This window comes from Paenibacillus sp. lzh-N1 (genome assembly GCF_002872435.1).
GTDB lineage: Bacteria > Bacillota > Bacilli > Paenibacillales > Paenibacillaceae > Paenibacillus > Paenibacillus polymyxa_C.
Genome location: NZ_CP025696.1, coordinates 2,406,747 through 2,424,447 on the forward strand (window position 1 = coordinate 2,406,747; position 17,701 = coordinate 2,424,447).

At 45.7% G+C, this 17,701-nt stretch carries 17 protein-coding genes; all 17 read left to right on the forward strand.

Annotated features, from left to right (window positions below; translation table 11 throughout):
* Positions 1-263 precede the first annotated feature (263 nt).
* The 17 genes from rpoB (at position 264) to rpmC (ending at position 17,665) form a co-directional block, all read left to right on the forward strand.
* Complete coding sequence (rpoB, locus tag C0638_RS10865) at positions 264-3,809, forward strand: DNA-directed RNA polymerase subunit beta (RefSeq protein ID WP_013373273.1); 3,546 nt, start codon at positions 264-266, stop codon at positions 3,807-3,809.
* Between the two features lie 140 nt (positions 3,810-3,949).
* Positions 3,950-7,564, forward strand: a complete 3,615-nt coding sequence (rpoC, locus tag C0638_RS10870; protein ID WP_058712134.1) for a DNA-directed RNA polymerase subunit beta' — start codon at positions 3,950-3,952, stop codon at positions 7,562-7,564.
* Between the two features lie 222 nt (positions 7,565-7,786).
* Positions 7,787-8,038, forward strand: coding sequence for a ribosomal L7Ae/L30e/S12e/Gadd45 family protein (locus C0638_RS10875; protein WP_013373271.1), 252 nt, complete (start codon positions 7,787-7,789; stop codon positions 8,036-8,038).
* 144 nt (positions 8,039-8,182) lie between these two features.
* Positions 8,183-8,605, forward strand: a complete 423-nt coding sequence (gene rpsL, locus C0638_RS10880; protein ID WP_007432587.1) for a 30S ribosomal protein S12 — start codon at positions 8,183-8,185, stop codon at positions 8,603-8,605.
* 50 nt (positions 8,606-8,655) lie between these two features.
* Positions 8,656-9,126: a 30S ribosomal protein S7 gene (gene rpsG / locus C0638_RS10885; RefSeq protein ID WP_007432586.1), complete on the forward strand. Its 471-nt coding sequence runs from the start codon at positions 8,656-8,658 to the stop codon at positions 9,124-9,126.
* A 47-nt stretch (positions 9,127-9,173) separates the two neighbouring features.
* Complete coding sequence (fusA, locus tag C0638_RS10890) at positions 9,174-11,252, forward strand: elongation factor G (protein WP_016324746.1); 2,079 nt, start codon at positions 9,174-9,176, stop codon at positions 11,250-11,252.
* Positions 11,253-11,345: 93 nt separating this feature from the next.
* A complete protein-coding gene (gene tuf / locus C0638_RS10895; RefSeq protein WP_013373267.1) occupies positions 11,346-12,536 on the forward strand; it encodes an elongation factor Tu in 1,191 nt (396 codons plus the stop codon).
* A gap of 341 nt (positions 12,537-12,877) precedes the next feature.
* Positions 12,878-13,186, forward strand: coding sequence for a 30S ribosomal protein S10 (rpsJ, locus tag C0638_RS10900; RefSeq protein WP_005544556.1), 309 nt, complete (start codon positions 12,878-12,880; stop codon positions 13,184-13,186).
* A 32-nt stretch (positions 13,187-13,218) separates the two neighbouring features.
* Positions 13,219-13,842, forward strand: a complete 624-nt coding sequence (gene rplC, locus C0638_RS10905; RefSeq protein WP_013312161.1) for a 50S ribosomal protein L3 — start codon at positions 13,219-13,221, stop codon at positions 13,840-13,842.
* 26 nt (positions 13,843-13,868) lie between these two features.
* Positions 13,869-14,492 (forward strand): 50S ribosomal protein L4, encoded by a 624-nt coding sequence (gene rplD / locus C0638_RS10910; protein WP_013312160.1) that lies wholly within the window; start codon positions 13,869-13,871, stop codon positions 14,490-14,492.
* Positions 14,492-14,782 carry a 50S ribosomal protein L23 gene (gene rplW, locus C0638_RS10915; RefSeq protein WP_013373266.1) on the forward strand — a complete coding sequence of 97 codons (291 nt, stop codon included), beginning with the start codon at positions 14,492-14,494 and terminating at the stop codon, positions 14,780-14,782. The genes rplD and rplW overlap by 1 nt, the downstream gene beginning before the upstream one ends.
* A gap of 30 nt (positions 14,783-14,812) precedes the next feature.
* Positions 14,813-15,643, forward strand: coding sequence for a 50S ribosomal protein L2 (rplB, locus tag C0638_RS10920; RefSeq protein ID WP_016818651.1), 831 nt, complete (start codon positions 14,813-14,815; stop codon positions 15,641-15,643).
* A 72-nt stretch (positions 15,644-15,715) separates the two neighbouring features.
* A complete protein-coding gene (gene rpsS, locus C0638_RS10925; RefSeq protein WP_007432579.1) occupies positions 15,716-15,994 on the forward strand; it encodes a 30S ribosomal protein S19 in 279 nt (92 codons plus the stop codon).
* 35 nt (positions 15,995-16,029) lie between these two features.
* Positions 16,030-16,362 (forward strand): 50S ribosomal protein L22, encoded by a 333-nt coding sequence (rplV, locus tag C0638_RS10930; RefSeq protein ID WP_007432578.1) that lies wholly within the window; start codon positions 16,030-16,032, stop codon positions 16,360-16,362.
* A 13-nt stretch (positions 16,363-16,375) separates the two neighbouring features.
* Positions 16,376-17,041: a 30S ribosomal protein S3 gene (gene rpsC / locus C0638_RS10935; protein ID WP_007432577.1), complete on the forward strand. Its 666-nt coding sequence runs from the start codon at positions 16,376-16,378 to the stop codon at positions 17,039-17,041.
* 2 nt (positions 17,042-17,043) lie between these two features.
* A complete protein-coding gene (gene rplP / locus C0638_RS10940; RefSeq protein WP_007432576.1) occupies positions 17,044-17,478 on the forward strand; it encodes a 50S ribosomal protein L16 in 435 nt (144 codons plus the stop codon).
* Positions 17,468-17,665 carry a 50S ribosomal protein L29 gene (gene rpmC, locus C0638_RS10945; protein WP_007432575.1) on the forward strand — a complete coding sequence of 66 codons (198 nt, stop codon included), beginning with the start codon at positions 17,468-17,470 and terminating at the stop codon, positions 17,663-17,665. Before rplP ends, rpmC begins: the two co-directional genes overlap by 11 nt.
* Positions 17,666-17,701 lie beyond the last annotated feature (36 nt).

Consider the following 17,701-nt stretch of genomic DNA (forward strand, 5'->3'; position numbering starts at 1 on the left):
AAATGTCAATAGATTTATGCGTAACAGGGTATAGTATTTATACCTATTACGTATAATATAACCATTTTGGGCAAATCTACAAGTGATGAAGATCTTCCGGCAAGAGGATTCCGCAGATACGTCGCTCTTTTTTCGAATGCATTCGAGTAAGGGCTTTTCTGTATTTGTAAGATCGAATCTTCTGTATGTGTCTTATTATAAGGTCACAAACAGAGGTTCGCAATGTATTTTTAAAGTGAGTAGACATGAGGGGTGAGTTTAAGTTGGCAGGACATCTTGTTCAATATGGTCGACGCACTCGGCGCAGTTATGCACGTATTAATGAGGTACTCGAGGTTCCCAACCTGATTGAGATCCAACAAAAATCCTATGATTGGTTTTTGGAGGAAGGATTACGGGAAATGTTTCGGGATATTTCTCCAATTCAAGATTTCACAGGAAATCTGATTCTGGAGTTTATCGATTACTCTCTCGGAGAACCCAAATATACCGTTGACGACGCAAAGGAACGCGACGTTACGTATGCAGCACCGCTTCGGGTAAAAGTCCGGCTTATTAATAAAGAAACCGGGGAAGTGAAAGAGCAGGAAGTATTCATGGGAGACTTCCCGCTGATGACTGAAACGGGTACGTTTATTATTAACGGTGCGGAACGGGTTATTGTCAGCCAGTTGGTTCGCTCTCCCAGCGTCTATTTCAGCACAAAAGTCGACAAGAATGCGAAAACAACATACACCGCAACGGTAATTCCTAACCGGGGGGCTTGGCTCGAACTGGAGATGGATGCGAAGGATATTATCTATGTCCGGATTGACCGTACCCGTAAAATTCCGGTTACGGTGTTGCTGCGTGCGCTTGGCTTTGGCACTGATGCTGAGATTCTGGATTTGCTCGGCAATGACGAATATATCCGCAACACACTTGATAAAGACAACACGGATTCCACGGAGAAAGCGCTGATCGAAATTTATGAGCGTCTTCGTCCGGGTGAGCCGCCTACATTGGATAACGCGAAGAGCTTGCTTGTTGCACGTTTCTTTGATCCAAAACGTTATGATCTGGCCAACGTAGGCCGTTACAAAATCAATAAAAAGCTTCACATCAAAAACCGTCTGTTCAATCAACGGCTTGCTGAGACCCTGATTGATACGACAACTGGTGAAATCATTGCTGAAGCAGGGCAAATGGTAGACCGCCGCCTGTTGGACGAGATTTTGGCTCAACTGGAAGAGTCGGTTGGACACCGTACGTATCATGTTGCTAGTGGTGTTTTAGAAAGCAACGATATTCCGCTTCAAACGATCGATGTATTCTCGCCAATTGAAGACGGTAAAGTGGTAAAACTGATTGCCAATGGGAATATCGATAAATCGGTTAAGAACATTACGCCTGCCGATATTATTTCCTCCATCAGTTATTTTATTAACTTGCTTCACGGAATCGGAAGTACGGACGATATTGACCATTTGGGTAACCGTCGTTTGCGTTCTGTAGGTGAGTTGCTTCAAAATCAGTTCCGGATCGGTTTGTCCCGTATGGAACGCGTGGTGCGCGAAAGAATGTCGATTCAGGATGCTAATGTAATCACGCCACAGGCGCTGATTAACATACGTCCGGTCATTGCGTCGATTAAAGAGTTCTTTGGTAGCTCCCAGCTGTCTCAGTTTATGGATCAGACAAATCCGCTTGCTGAATTAACGCACAAACGTCGTCTGTCTGCACTCGGACCCGGCGGTTTGACGCGCGAACGCGCGGGCATGGAAGTACGTGACGTCCATCCAAGTCACTACGGCCGTATGTGTCCTATCGAGACACCAGAGGGACCGAACATTGGTTTGATCAACTCTTTGTCCACTTTCGCACGTATCAACGAGTACGGATTTATCGAAGCTCCTTATCGTTGGGTAGATCCGAAAACCGGAAAAGTTACAGACCAGATTGATTACCTGACTGCTGATGAGGAAGATAACTACATCGTTGCTCAGGCAAATGCGGAACTAACAGAAGAAAACACCTTTAAGGATGAAATCGTTATTGTCCGCTATAACAAGCAGTCTGATAACATTATTCCAATGGCAAGTAGCCGTGTTGATTACATGGACGTATCGCCTAAACAGGTCGTATCGGTCGCAACTGCACTGATTCCGTTCCTGGAGAATGATGACTCGAACCGCGCACTGATGGGTTCCAACATGCAGCGGCAGGCTGTGCCACTGCTGATTCCGAAAGCGCCTTTGGTAGGAACAGGGATGGAACATAAGTCTGCAAAAGATTCTGGTGTTTGCGTTGTCTCCAAGTACAACGGGGTAATTGAACGTTCTTCGGCTAACGAAATTTGGCTGCGTCGTATTGAAACGGTAGACGGTACTGAAGTAAAAGGCGATATTGTTAAGTATAAATTACACAAATTTATGCGTTCTAACCAAGGAACATGCATTAATCAGCGTCCGATTGTGAACAGAGGCGATATTGTCAAGGTTGGCGATATTCTTGCCGATGGTCCTTCCACCGAGATGGGTGAGTTGGCACTGGGACGTAACGTTGTCGTAGCGTTCATGACTTGGGAAGGTTATAACTACGAGGATGCGATCTTGCTGAGCGAGAAGCTGGTTAAAGAGGATGTATATACCTCGATCCATATCGAGGAATACGAATCTGAAGCTCGTGATACGAAGCTTGGACCAGAAGAAATCACTCGTGATATTCCGAATGTTGGTGAAGAAGCGCTTCGCAATCTAGATGAACGCGGCATCATTCGCATCGGTGCGGAAATCGCCGCAGGTGACATTCTTGTTGGTAAAGTAACACCTAAGGGTGTGACTGAGTTGACAGCTGAAGAACGTCTATTGCATGCGATCTTCGGTGAGAAGGCACGCGAGGTTCGTGATACTTCCTTGAGAGTTCCTCACGGAACCGACGGGATCGTTGTAGATGTTAAAGTATTTACACGTGAAAATGGCGATGAGCTGCCACCGGGTGTAAACCAGCTGGTGCGCGTATACATTGCTCAAAAACGTAAAATTTCCGAAGGCGATAAAATGGCTGGACGTCACGGTAACAAGGGTGTCGTTGCCCGTATTCTGCCTGAAGAAGATATGCCATTCTTGCCGGATGGCACCCCAGTACAAGTCGTACTGAACCCGCTGGGCGTACCTTCGCGGATGAACATCGGACAGGTGCTTGAAGTGCATCTGGGTATGGCTGCAATGCGTCTTGGTATTCATGTGGCAACTCCAGTATTCGATGGTGCCAAGGAATATGACGTATTTGATACGATGGAAGAAGCGGGTATGCAACGCAATGGTAAAACGGTGTTGTATGATGGACGTACAGGTGATCGTTTTGAACGTGAAGTTACTGTCGGTGTCATGCACATGATCAAACTGGCGCACATGGTAGACGATAAAATCCATGCCCGTTCTACAGGTCCTTACTCTCTCGTTACGCAACAGCCATTGGGTGGTAAAGCTCAATTCGGTGGTCAGCGCTTCGGGGAGATGGAAGTATGGGCACTGGAAGCTTACGGTGCAGCGTACACGCTTCAGGAAATTTTGACTGTGAAATCCGATGATGTGGTTGGACGTGTTAAAACTTACGAATCCATCGTCAAAGGTGAAAATGTCCCTGAACCAGGTGTTCCTGAATCATTCAAGGTCTTGATCAAAGAGCTGCAAAGCTTAGGTATGGACGTGAAGATTCTGTCTGAAGACGAACAAGAGATCGAAATGAGAGAGCTTGATGATGAAGATGACACAACTGGCGATAAGCTGAGTTTGAATCTGGAAGGCTCTGAGGTTGGCGTAGAGTAGTGTGACTGCTGACTGACTCGTATCAGCTTTGTTATATGCTTTGATCCATTTTTGGATGGATCAGGCTTCTTGATACCGCCCGGTGCTGCCGGGCGGTATCAAACCTAAAAACTCAGGATTTGGTTAAGGAGGGTTGCTCCTTGTTGGACGTTAACAATTTCGAATATATGAAAATCGGGCTTGCTTCCCCCGAAAAGATTCGTTCTTGGTCCCGCGGAGAAGTCAAAAAACCGGAGACGATTAACTATCGTACGCTTAAACCGGAAAAAGAAGGACTATTTTGCGAGAAAATTTTCGGACCTACGAAAGATTGGGAATGTCACTGTGGTAAGTACAAACGTGTACGCTATAAAGGTGTTGTCTGTGACCGCTGTGGAGTAGAAGTTACTCGCGCTAAGGTTCGCCGTGAGCGTATGGGCCACATTGAGTTGGCTGCTCCTGTATCGCACATTTGGTACTTCAAAGGCATTCCGAGTCGTATGGGTCTTGCTCTTGATATGTCTCCAAGATCTTTGGAAGAGATCATTTACTTCGCATCTTATGTTGTAACCGATCCAGGAGATACGCCTTTGGAGAAAAAGCAACTCCTGTCCGAGAAAGAATACCGCAGCTACCGTGAGAAATATGGCTACGGATTCCAGGCGGGAATGGGTGCTGAAGCGGTTAAAAAGCTTCTTCAAGATTTAGATATAGACAAAGAATTGGAATTCTTGAAAGAAGAGCTACGTACAGCTCAAGGGCAACGTCGAAACCGTGCGATCAAACGCCTTGAAGTTATTGAGGCATTCCGTAACTCTGGTAACCAACCGGATTGGATGATCATGGACGTACTGCCTGTTATTCCTCCTGAGCTTCGTCCAATGGTACAGCTGGACGGTGGACGTTTTGCTACTTCTGACCTTAATGACCTGTATCGTCGGGTTATTAACCGTAATAACCGTCTGAAACGCTTGTTAGATCTGGGTGCGCCAGATATTATCGTGCAAAATGAAAAACGGATGCTGCAGGAAGCTGTTGACGCTCTGATTGATAATGGTCGTCGTGGTCGTCCTGTTACAGGTCCGGGTAATCGTCCTTTGAAATCCCTCAGCCACATGCTGAAAGGTAAACAAGGACGTTTTCGTCAAAACTTGCTCGGGAAACGGGTTGACTATTCTGGTCGTTCCGTTATCGTAGTAGGCCCGTACTTGAAGATGTACCAATGCGGTCTGCCGAAAGAAATGGCGCTGGAGCTGTTCAAGCCTTTTGTTATGAAAGAGCTTGTTAACAAAGGTTTGGCACACAACATTAAGAGCGCGAAGCGTAAAGTAGAGCGTGTGAGTGCTGAAGTGTGGGATGTACTCGAAGAAGTAATCAAGGAGCATCCGGTTCTTCTAAACCGTGCCCCTACGCTGCATAGACTAGGTATTCAAGCGTTTGAACCGATCTTGGTTGAAGGTCGTGCGATTCGTTTGCATCCGCTCGTATGTACGGCATACAATGCCGACTTTGACGGTGACCAAATGGCGGTTCACGTTCCGCTGTCTGCAGAGGCTCAAGCGGAAGCTCGTTTGCTCATGCTGGCATCCGGTAACATTTTGAATCCAAAAGACGGCAAGCCTGTTGTTACTCCTTCCCAGGATATGGTCCTCGGCTCATTCTATTTGACTATGGACAACAAGGAAGAAGAAGGAAGTAACATGATCCTTCGCAACCCGAATGAGGCTATCTCGGCTTACCAACGCGGAACAGCGGGTCTTCATGCTCGTGTAGCTATTCCGGTTAAAGCTTTGAATAAAACGAGCTTTACACAGAAGCAGCAGGATGCGATGTTGATTACAACCGTGGGTAAAATTATCTTTAATGAAATTTTCCCAGCAAGCTTCCCGTATATCAATGACGCTACTCGTGCCAACCTGCTGTATGGTACTGCTGAAGAGTTCTTTGTTTACGAGAAAGGTGTAAATCTTACTGAAGCCATCCAGAACGCTCCGCAAGCTGGTGGAGTGGGCAAGGATTACCTTGGTAATATCATCGCCCGTTGCTTTGAGATTTACCATACGACAGAAACCGCCGTGATTTTGGATAAGATCAAACAGCTTGGCTTTACGTATTCTACTCGTGCAGGTGTGACGGTTGCTGTGGCAGACGTAGTTGTACCTCAAGAGAAACAGGATATTCTTAAGGCATCTGATGATAAAGCACAAGTCGTGACCAATCAGTACCGTCGTGGTCTGATTACGAACGAGGAACGCTATGACCGGATTATTGATATTTGGTCTAAGGCTAAAGACGATATCACAGACATTTTGATGAAATCCATGGATCGCTACAACTCTATCATGATGATGGTTGACTCTAAAGCGCGTGGTAACAAATCACAGATTACCCAGCTTGGCGGTATGCGTGGACTGATGGCGAATCCATCTGGTCGTATTATCGAGCTCCCAATCAAATCGAACTTCCGTGAAGGTCTGACAGTACTCGAGTACTTTATCTCCACTCACGGAGCGCGTAAAGGTTTGGCGGATACAGCCTTACGTACGGCTGACTCTGGTTACCTAACTCGTCGTCTCGTTGATGTGGCGCAGGATGTTATCGTGCGCGAAGATGACTGCGGAACGGATAAAGGCTTTACAGTAAGTCGCATCCAGGATGGTAAAGAAGTCATTGAGGACCTGTACGATCGTCTGGAAGGTCGCTATTGCTTCGAAACCGTACGTCATCCTGAAACGGGTGAAATCTTGGCTAGACGCAACGAACTGATTGACTCCAACAAAGCTGAAGCGATCGTTAAAGCTGGTGTGGATAAAGTTCAAATTCGTTCCGTACTAAGCTGCCGTGCTAAACATGGCGTCTGCAAAAAATGTTACGGCCGTAATCTGGCTACTGGCAAGCACGTTGAGATTGGTGAAGCGGTTGGTATTATCGCGGCTCAATCCATCGGTGAACCAGGGACACAGCTCACCATGCGTACGTTCCACACAGGTGGTGTAGCGGGCGACGATATCACCCAAGGTTTGCCACGTATCCAGGAGCTTTTTGAAGCGCGTAATCCTAAAGGTCAGGCAACCATCAGTGAAATTGACGGTGTAGTTAAAGAGGTTCGTGAAGGGAAAGACCGTCGCGAAATCGACATTCAGGGTGAAGCTGAAACAAAAACCTATTCGGTCACTTATGGTTCACGTCTGCGCGTAAGCGAAGGCATGACTGTGGAAGCCGGGGACGAACTGACGGATGGTTCGATTGACCCTAAAGAAATGCTGCGTATTAAAGGTATTCGCGGGGTGCAGAACTATATCCTTCAGGAAGTTCAACGTGTATACCGGAACCAGGGTGTAGAAATCAACGACAAGCACGTAGAAGTTATGATTCGTCAAATGTTGCGTAAAATTCGTATCATTGATGCGGGCGACACGACACTGCTTCCAGGTTCATTTGTTGATGTGCATGAGTATGAAAATGCAAACAAGATAGCAATTCTCAGCGGCCAAGAACCAGCGGTAGCCAAACCAGTTCTTCTTGGTATCACCAAGGCGTCTTTGGAAACTGACTCCTTCTTGTCAGCAGCTTCCTTCCAGGAAACTACTCGTGTCCTGACAGATGCAGCTATCAAAGGAAAAGTCGATCAGTTGCTTGGATTGAAAGAGAATGTAATTATCGGTAAATTGATCCCTGCGGGAACAGGTATGAACCGTTACCGTAGCGTGAAATTTGCCCAGCCTGAAGAGGGGCAATCCTCATCTGAGGAGCTCGAACCCATTTCAGCTGAGTAGTAATATAAAAAAAAGTATGATAAGCCCGGAACACCGTAGATATAAGCTTTGGTAAAGGTTGTAGCAACGGTGCTCCGGTGCTTCTTATAAAAATGTAACGTATTACTTTGTTTAAATAGATTATAGTTGATAATTGTCTTGACATTGTTCATAGTCAATGCTAATATAGCAAAGGTGCGTGAGCAGCCTATATGCTATTGGGTCTTTTCGGAGGAATGAGATATGTCTAAAGAACAGGGACTGCAAGATGCTCATGTCAAAATCGGTACCAAACAAACCATTCGTATGGTAGAATTGGGCTTCGCCTCGGAAGTATATGTGGCAGAAGATGCAGATCAGCGTTTCACTTCCAACATCATTGATTTGTGCAATAAGCACGGGGTCAAAGTGACTCTCGTAGATACAATGAAAAATCTCGGAGCTGCATGCGGGATTGAAGTGGGAGCCGCGATGGCTGCTATCGTAAAACAATAGGGTAAGGAACGTTTTTGTCTAGGGAATCGTTATTCTTGGCGGCAAAGACTTTTCATTTGTTCTTTTATGAACCGCCTGGGTCTGTGGGCTTAGATAAGGTTTATAAAGTAACAGCAAAAATTGAGGAAGGGGGTGGCAACCAACATGCCAACTATTAACCAACTGGTTCGTAAAGGACGTCAAGCCAAAATCGAGAAATCGAAATCACCGGCTTTGCAAAAAGGTTTTAATGCCTTGAAACGTGAAGCTACCGACATCAGTGCCCCGCAAAAACGCGGAGTGTGCACTCGTGTAGGTACTATGACTCCGAAAAAACCGAACTCCGCACTTCGTAAATATGCCCGTGTTCGCTTGACGAACCGTGTAGAGGTGACTGCTTACATTCCAGGTATTGGACATAACCTTCAAGAACACAGCGTAGTGCTGATTCGCGGTGGTCGTGTAAAAGACCTTCCGGGTGTACGTTACCACATCGTTCGCGGTGCTTTGGATACTGCAGGCGTAAACAACCGCATGCAAGCTCGTTCCAAATACGGCGCAAAACGCCCTAAAGCTAAAAAATCCTAATGAATATAAACCGCATATGCAGGTTTAACATGTAAGAAAGGGGGATATCCATGCCACGCAAAGGTCCAGTTACCAAAAGAGACGTGTTGCCAGATCCGGTATACAACAGCAAGTTGGTTACTCGCTTGATCAACCGCATCATGCTCGACGGAAAACGAGGCGTTGCTCAAAGCATTCTGTATAATGCGTTCAAGCTTATCCAAGAACGTACGGGTAATGACCCGATGGAAGTATTTGAAGCAGCTATCAAGAATATCATGCCAGTCCTGGAAGTTAAAGCACGCCGTGTCGGCGGTGCCAACTACCAAGTACCAATCGAGGTAAAACCAGAAAGACGTACGTCCCTGGGATTACGTTGGCTCGTGAACTACTCCCGCAACCGCGGCGAGAAAACTATGGAAGAGCGTTTGGCGGCTGAGATTATCGATGCTTCCAACAACACAGGCGCTTCCGTGAAGAAACGTGAAGACACGCACAAAATGGCTGAAGCGAACAAAGCGTTTGCTCACTATCGTTGGTAGGATTCAGCTCAAAAAAATAACTTCAATTTTGAAGGGAGACCCATTTCATGGCAAGAGAGTTCTCCTTGAAAAATACACGTAATATCGGGATCATGGCTCATATTGACGCGGGTAAAACCACAACAACAGAGCGGATCTTGTTCTACACAGGCCGTACGCACAAAATCGGTGAAGTTCACGAAGGTGCTGCGACAATGGACTGGATGGAACAAGAACAAGAGCGCGGAATCACGATTACTTCCGCTGCGACGACCGCTGCCTGGAAAGGTCACCGCGTCAATATCATTGACACCCCGGGGCACGTTGACTTCACTGTTGAAGTTGAACGTTCCCTTCGTGTATTGGACGGAGCAGTTGGTGTTTTCAGTGCGAAAGAAGGCGTTGAGCCTCAGTCTGAAACTGTATGGAGACAGGCTGATCGCTATGGCGTTCCACGGATCGCATATGTAAACAAAATGGACATTATTGGTGCCGACTTCTTGAACGTTGTAGCAGATATGCGTGATCGCCTTCAAGCGAACGCAGTTGCGATTCAACTTCCAATCGGTGCAGAAAATGACTTTTTAGGTATCATCGATATCGTTGGGCAAAAGGCTTATATGTACAAAGATGACCTTGGTCAAAATATCGAAGAAACCGAAATTCCTGCGGAATACAAAGACAAAGTCGAAGAACTCCGCAACGAATTGATTGAGAAGGTTGCCGAACTGGATGAAGATTTGACTATGAAATACCTTGAAGGCGAAGAGATCACGGTTGAAGAAATTAAAGCCGCTCTCCGCAAAGGTGTTGTAGAAGTTAAGATCTTCCCAGTTATCTGTGGATCTTCCTACCGTAACAAAGGTGTTCAGTTGATGCTGGACGCTGTTGTTGATTACCTGCCAGCTCCTATTGATGTACCAAGTATTCAAGGTCATCTGGAAGATGGAACGGAAGTTGAACGTCATTCTTCTGATGAAGAGCCTTTCTCCGCATTGGCCTTCAAAATTATGACGGACCCTTACGTTGGTAAATTGACATTCTTCCGCGTATATTCCGGTGTTCTTCAATCCGGTTCTTACGTATTGAATGCAACAAAAGGCAAACGTGAACGTATCGGACGTATTCTTCAAATGCACGCGAATAGCCGTCAAGAAATCACTGAAGTTTACTCCGGTGACATTGCGGCAGCCGTAGGTTTGAAAGATACAGGTACAGGTGATACACTGTGTGATGAGAAGAATCCTGTTATTCTCGAATCCATGAACTTCCCTGATCCGGTTATCGAAATCGCGGTTGAGCCTAAAACCAAAGCTGACCAAGACAAGATGGCAGTTGCACTCGGTAAGTTGACTGAAGAAGATCCAACTCTTCGCGCTTCTACTAACGAAGAAACTGGCCAAACTATCTTGGCAGGTATGGGTGAGCTTCACTTGGACATTATCATTGACCGTATGCGTCGTGAGTTCAAAGTGGAAACCAATGTTGGTAAACCGCAGGTAGCATACCGTGAAACATTCCGTGCTCCAGCACGTGTTGAAGGTAAGTTTGTTCGTCAATCCGGTGGTCGTGGTCAATATGGTCACGTATGGGTTGAGTTCGAACCACTCGAAGCAGGTACTGGTAGCCAGTTTGAAAGCAAGGTTGTCGGTGGCTCTGTTCCAAGAGAATACATCGGACCTGCACTTGCTGGTATTGAAGAGCAAATGAAAAACGGTGTCCTTGCAGGCTTCCCGCTTGTGGACGTTAAAGCTACAATTGTGGATGGATCATACCATGATGTCGATTCCAATGAAATGGCATTTAAAATTGCCGGTTCAATGGCGCTGAAAGCAGCGAAAGACAAATGTAAACCTGTATTGCTTGAACCGATTATGAAAGTTGAAGTAACGGTTCCAGAGGAATACATGGGTGACGTAATGGGTATGCTGAACTCCCGTCGTGGTCGGATTGAAGGTATGGATTCCCGTGGTGGTGCCCAAATTATTCGTGCAATGGTTCCATTGTCCGAAATGTTTGGATATTCCACTACACTTCGTTCCGGTACACAAGGACGCGGTGTGTTCTCCATGGAGCTTCATCACTATGAAGAAGTTCCGAAGAGCATTGCTGAAGAGATCGTTGCCAAAACCAAAGGCGGCGAGTAATACAGTGTATTAGCTGATCGGATACTCTAGGTTTTTCCAAGAGGTTTCCGACAGCCTAAAAATAAAACATGTTATTGAGGAGGAATTGTTCAAATGGCAAAGGCTAAGTTTGAACGTAACAAACCGCACGTTAATATCGGTACAATTGGTCACGTCGATCATGGTAAAACAACTTTGACTGCTGCAATCACAACTGTACTTTCCAAAACTTACGGTGGTGCTGCTGTAGCATTCGATCAAATCGATAAAGCTCCAGAAGAGCGCGAACGCGGTATCACAATCTCCACTGCACACGTGGAATACGAAACGCCTAACCGTCACTATGCACACGTTGACTGCCCAGGTCACGCCGACTATGTTAAAAACATGATCACTGGCGCTGCACAAATGGACGGAGCGATTCTGGTTGTATCCGCAGCTGACGGTCCTATGCCGCAAACTCGCGAACACATCCTCTTGTCCCGTCAAGTAGGTGTTCCATACATCGTTGTATTCCTGAACAAATGCGACATGGTTGAAGACGAAGAGTTGCTGGAATTGGTTGAAATGGAAGTTCGCGACTTGCTGAGCGAGTATGACTTCCCAGGCGACGACACTCCAATCACTCGTGGTTCCGCTCGTGAAGCACTGCAAAACCCAGATGGCGACTGGGCTAAGAAAATCGTTGAAATGTTCGAAACAATCGACACTTACATCCCAACTCCAGAACGCGACACTGACAAGCCTTTCCTTATGCCTGTCGAGGACGTATTCTCCATCACTGGTCGTGGTACAGTTGCTACAGGCCGTGTAGAGCGTGGTACTGTTAAAGTGGGCGACGAAATCGAAATCATCGGTATTCAAGAAGAATCCCGTAAATCCGTAGTAACAGGCGTAGAAATGTTCCGTAAATTGCTTGACTCCGCTCAAGCTGGTGACAACATCGGCGCACTGCTTCGCGGTGTAGATCGTGCACAAATCGAGCGTGGCCAAGTATTGGCTAAACCAGGTTCTGTTAACCCACATACAGAATTCTCTGCTCAAATCTACGTTTTGACTAAAGAAGAAGGCGGACGTCACAAACCTTTCTTCACTGGTTACCGTCCACAGTTCTACTTCCGTACAACTGACGTAACTGGTATCATTACTTTGCCAGAAGGTTCCGAAATGGTAATGCCTGGTGATAACATTACGGTTACTGTTCAACTGATCAGCCCAATCGCGATTGAAGAAGGAACTAAGTTCTCCATTCGTGAAGGTGGACGTACAGTTGGTGCGGGCGCTGTAGCGACAATCTCCAAATAATAAGGCTACGAGCCTTGAATATAGCAACATTGTACTGGAACGAGTAACATCGTATTGGAACGAAGTAAAACGAGCCCCTGCCATGGTGTGGGGGCTTTTCTCTTGAGGAAAATTGCAAGCTACGAGCACAATTGTTATCTTTGAAAATAAGATGCATTGTTTTTTTACGTTTTTGCTTGCAATAGGCAGAAGTATTCGATATAATAACTAATGTTGTTTGTGACTGTGCGATGATGTGAGAGGTTACTGACACACCCGGCCCCTTTGCCATGGGAGGGCTGTCGGAAAATTTTCACGGAGTATGTCCGATACCAAATTGGGCGATAGAAGGAGGGACTAAAATGGCAAAGCAAAAAATTCGTATTCGTTTGAAAGCTTACGATCATAGAATTCTTGATCAATCCGCTGAGAAAATTGTTGAAACAGCTAAACGTTCGGGTGCAGGTGTTTCCGGACCAATTCCGCTGCCAACTGAAAAACAAATCATTACTATTCTCCGTGCGGTACACAAGTACAAGGATTCTCGGGAACAATTCGAAATGCGCACACACAAGCGTTTGATCGACATTGTTAATCCGACTCCACAAACTGTGGATGCCTTGATGCGCTTGGATCTGCCGTCCGGTGTAGATATCGAAATTAAATTGTAATATGTAATCAGGAAAAGAAAAGAGGTGTCAACATGAAAGGTATCTTAGGAAAAAAACTCGGAATGACTCAAGTGTTTACCCCTGAAGGTAACGTACTTGCTGTTACGGTTATCGAAGCTGGTCCTTGTGTTGTTCTGCAAAAGAAAGATCTGGAAAACGATGGATACGAAGCTATCCAACTCGGATTCTCTGATAAAAAAGAAAAAAGATCCAACAAACCTGAAGCAGGGCATGCTAAAAAAGCAAATACTGCACCTAAGCGCTACGTTCGTGAACTTCGTGGTATCGACCTTGCTGCGTACGAGGTTGGCCAAGAACTGAAGGCTGATGTCTTCACAGAAGGCGAATTCGTTGACGTAACAGGTATTTCTAAAGGTAAAGGTTTTGCCGGCGTTATCAAACGTTGGGGACAAAGCCGCGGACCAATGGCACACGGCTCGCGTTACCACAGAGGTCCAGGTTCTATGGGTTCCATTCAAGCTAACCGCGTTCCTAAAGGTAAACACTTGCCAGGACACATGGGGCATGAAACGGTAACGATTCAACGCCTTGAAGTTGTTAAGATCGATACAGAACGTAATGTATTGCTCGTGAAAGGTTCCATTCCAGGACCTAAAAACAGCTTCGTTAAAGTATTAGAAACGGTGAAAAAATAATCAACTGAGGAAAGGAGGAACACAAAATGCCAAAAGTAGCACTATTTAATATTAGCGGCAGCCAAGTTGGCGAAATTGAATTGAACGATGCAGTGTTCGGTATCGAACCGAATAAACACGTTCTTCATGACGCTGTTGTTATGCAATTGGCTTCCCTGCGTCAAGGTACTCACAAAGTAAAAGGACGTTCTGAAGTACGTGGCGGCGGACGTAAACCTTGGAAACAAAAAGGTACTGGTCGCGCTCGTCAAGGTTCAATTCGTGCACCACAATGGGTTGGTGGCGGTACTGTATTCGGTCCGACTCCACGCAGCTATGCTTACAAATTGCCTAAAAAAGTTCGTCGTCTGGCGATCAAATCGGCACTGTCATCCAAAGTGATTGAGAATGAAATCATCGTATTGGACGCTCTTACACTGAACGGACCTAAAACGAAAGAATTCGCAGCCATTTTGAATAACCTTAAAGCTGATCGTAAAGCATTGATTGTAGCTCCTAGCTATGATGACAATGTAGCACTGTCCGCTCGTAATATTCCTGGTGTGAAGTTTGTAGCCGCAGACGGCATTAATGTTCTTGATGTGCTCGGACACGACAAACTGATCATTACGAAGGAAGCAGTTCAGAAGGTAGAGGAGGTGCTCGCGTAATGAAGGATCCTCGTGATATTATCAAACGTCCGATTATCACCGAACGTACGGCTGGTATGATGAATGACTTGAAATATGTTTTCGAAGTTGACATTCGTTCCAATAAAGTCGAAGTTAAAAAAGCAATCGAAGCGATTTTTAACGTGAAAGTAAGTAACGTTAATACACTTCGTGTGCCTGCGAAACCAAAACGCTACGGTCGTCATTCCGGCTATACGAGCGAGTGGAAAAAAGCGTTCGTAACGCTGAGCAAAGACAGTAAGCCGCTTGAGTTTTTTGAAACAGTATAATTGAATCTGTAAAGTAAGGAGGGAAACTCAGTGCCAATTAAAAAGTATAAACCGACGTCCCCGGCCAGACGTGCAATGTCTGTATCTACTTTCGAGGAGATCACAACAAATCAGCCCGAGAAATCGTTGCTGGCACCTCTGAGCAAGCAAGCTGGACGTAATAACCAAGGTAAAATTACAGTTCGTCATCATGGCGGCGGACACAAACGTAAATACCGTATTATTGACTTCAAACGTAACAAAGATGGAATACCGGGCCGCGTTGCTACGATCGAATATGATCCAAACCGTACGTCCAACATCGCACTTATCCACTATGTGGATGGTGAAAAACGTTACATCATCGCTCCTAAAGGTCTGAAAGTAGGAGATGTAGTGGTATCCGGTCCGGACTCCGACATTAAAATCGGTAACTCCTTGCCATTGGAAAACATTCCAGTAGGTACGGTTATCCACAATATCGAATTGAAACCGGGTAAAGGTGGCCAACTTGTTCGTGCTGCTGGTACGGAAGCCCAACTTCTTGGTAAAGAAGAGAAGTATGTTACAATTCGTTTGACCTCTGGTGAAGTGCGTCGCATTCTGAAAGTTTGCCGTGCTACAATTGGATCTGTTGGTAACGAAGACCACGAACTTGTTAAGATCGGTAAAGCTGGTCGTAGTCGTTGGTTGGGACAACGTCCTGAAGTTCGCGGTGTTGTTATGAACCCTAACGATCACCCACACGGTGGTGGTGAAGGTCGCGCTCCAATCGGACGTAAATCTCCAATGTCTCCATGGGGTAAACCAACCCTTGGTTACAAGACACGTAAAAAAGGCAAAGCATCTGATAAGTACATCGTTCGTCGTCGTACTAAGTAATAAAACGTGCGCTTAAGTCGCACGTTAACATATTAAAGAACGACTACGTTTTAACGAAGGGAGGATTCACAAATGGGTCGCAGTCTCAAAAAAGGACCATTTATTGATGGTTACCTGTTGAAAAAAGTAGAGGTTTTGAACGAGTCTGACAAAAAAGTCGTGATCAAAACTTGGTCCCGTCGCTCTACGATTTTCCCGCAATTTATCGGACACACGTTTGGTGTATATGATGGTCGTAAACACGTGCCTGTATACGTAACGGAAGATATGGTTGGACACAAATTGGGCGAATTCGCTCCAACGCGTACGTACAAAGGCCATACGGATGACGATAAGAAAACAAGAAGATAATCAACACAGCGTAGTGTTTGAGAGGAGGTAACTCAATGGAAGCAAAAGCACATGCTAAATCCGTGCGGATTTCCGCTCGCAAAGTGAAACTTGTTATCGATTTGATTCGTGGCAAGCAGGTAGGTGAGGCGATTGCAATTCTTCGTCACACTCCGAAATCCGCTTCTCCAGTCGTTGAGAAATTGTTGAATTCTGCTATCGCGAACGCAGATCACAACTACTCTATGGACGTAAATAAATTGGTAGTGTCTGAGGTTTTTGTAAACCAAGGTCCTACAATGAAACGGTTCCGCCCGCGTGCAATGGGTCGTGCAAGCCGCATCAATAAACGCACCAGTCATATTACTCTGGTGGTATCTGAAAAATAAGGAGGGAAAACGTGTGGGCCAAAAGGTAAATCCCGTCGGACTCCGAATCGGTATTATCCGTGATTGGGAATCCAAATGGTATGCAGGCAAAGATTTCGGTGATCTTTTGCTGGAAGACGTTAAGATTCGTGAGCATCTGAAGAAAAGATTGAAAGACTCCGCTGTATCCCGTGTTGAAATCGAGAGAGCAGCTAACCGTGTCAACGTAACGATTCACACTGCGAAACCAGGTATGGTTATCGGTAAGGGTGGTTCCGAAGTTGAAAATCTGCGTAATGAAATCACTAAAATCGCAGGCGGTAAAAAGGTACACATCAATATCTCTGAAATTAAAAATCCTGAACTGGATGCAATTCTTGTTGCTGAAAGCATTGCACAACAATTGGAACGTCGTGTTTCTTTCCGTCGTGCGTTGAAACAAGCAATTCAAAGAACTATGCGTTCCGGTGCAAAAGGAATTAAAACTCAAGTAGGCGGACGTCTTGGCGGTGCCGAAATCGCTCGTTCCGAAGGATACAGCGAAGGAACTGTTCCACTGCATACACTTCGTGCTGACATCGACTACGGTACAGCAGAAGCTCATACTACTTATGGCCGTCTTGGCGTAAAAGTATGGATCTATCGTGGAGAGGTTCTTCCTCCAGCTAAGAAACAAGCTCCTCAGGAAGGAGGCAACTAATCATGTTGGTACCTAAACGCGTAAAACATCGTAAACAACAACGTGGTCACATGAAGGGTCGTGCAAAAGGCGGTACTACACTGAATTTTGGTGAGTACGGTTTGCAAGCTACTGAACCAGCATGGATCACTAACCGTCAAATCGAAGCTGCTCGTATTGCGATGACTCGTTACATCAAACGTGGTGGTAAGGTTTGGATTAAAATTTTCCCTGACAAACCAATTACTCAAAAGCCTCTTGAGGTTCGTATGGGTAGTGGTAAAGGTAACGTAGAAAAATGGGTTGCAGTAGTGAAACCAGGTAAGATCATGTTTGAACTTGCTGGTGTACCGGAAGAGATTGCTCGTGAAGCAATGCGTCTTGCCGCTCACAAACTGCCAATCAAAACTAAGTTTGTGAAACGTGAAGAATTGGGTGGTGAAGCAAATGAAGGCTAGTGAATTCCGCAACCTTACCACTGCTGAAATCGAACAAAAGATCTCTGGTTTTAAAGAAGAACTTTTCAACCTTCGTTTTCAACTCGCTACCGGTCAGCTTGATAACCCGACTCGGATCGGTGCTGTGCGTAAGGAAATTGCTCGTGCTAAAACTGTGATCCGTGAAAGAGAACTTGGGATTAGCTAAGATATTAGACCGGGTGGAAATTCCGCCTGTAATTAG